Here is a 941-nt window from a genome sequence, read left to right on the forward strand (position 1 = left end):
ACATTGAGCTGTTGGTGGTCGTGTTATTGCTCTTGTCATGCTTGGTTAAAGCCTATCAACATCCATTTTTGGTAAGTATACAGGGGAACTAGCACATAATCACGCTGTCATCAATGCGTAAGTCCTATAATATTAATAATACGCCAATAATTATCAAACAAATTCTTTCTGTGCGGCAATAAGGGCATGCCTCCACTACCCCCATTAAGTCCAGTAATAACGTACCAATCGCAATCAACAAAATAAATATCCCAAAACTTCTTTGTGCATATTAATTTATTAATGCTGAATATAAACGGTGAACATTCACCTCATTTCCCCTCTAAGTAAGCTAATATCTAGGGTTTGCGCAGTACCAAGTATGCGCAATGGTATCTACCATTATCGCTTTGCAATGCGCATAAGAGTAAAAGGTCTTGTTGTAGTCTGGCGAAAATGCATAACTAACTTGCCATTGTCGACCATAACTTAGATTTCCTCCTGTTACATCAATAACTTCATAGGCAAACAACTCTCCTCTACCGCCAGCAATACGATCACCATTTTTCTTGCAGCGATCCATGGCTACCTGCATTGGTTTATCACTACTTACAGTAAATTTACTATTATTATGCGTATAGTAATTATAGTAAACTCCCCCATGATTATAGGCAGGATCAAGTGCAGGGGAAGCATAACGCATACGCTTTGCTCCACCTTGTCCACATGTCTGTCGAATTATAAACTGATGCTCAGCGTTATCTCCAGTCATACTGACATCCAACAAACACCCTCCATGCTTATCATCACAATTTTCTTTAGACGATTGCGCCATCACGGCTGTCCCATCTAAAAACCTTGAGTCAAAATAGTGCTTAAAGTCTGATTTCCCCAGGCTGCTTTCTTACGTAATCCTTTGATGCCAACGTTCTTAAATTTCCCCTTTGTATTATTTAGCATAT

At 39.2% G+C, this 941-nt stretch carries 1 protein-coding gene; it reads right to left on the bottom strand.

Annotation, left to right across the window (positions count from 1 at the left end):
• Positions 1-331: 331 nt before the first annotated feature.
• Entirely contained in the window at positions 332-814 is a 483-nt protein-coding gene (locus tag DNJ75_RS14950) for a hypothetical protein (RefSeq protein WP_117004197.1), read from the bottom strand.
• Positions 815-941: the final 127 nt, after the last annotated feature.

This window comes from Cysteiniphilum litorale (genome assembly GCF_003428165.1).
Classification (GTDB): Bacteria; Pseudomonadota; Gammaproteobacteria; order Francisellales; family Francisellaceae; genus Caedibacter; species Caedibacter litoralis.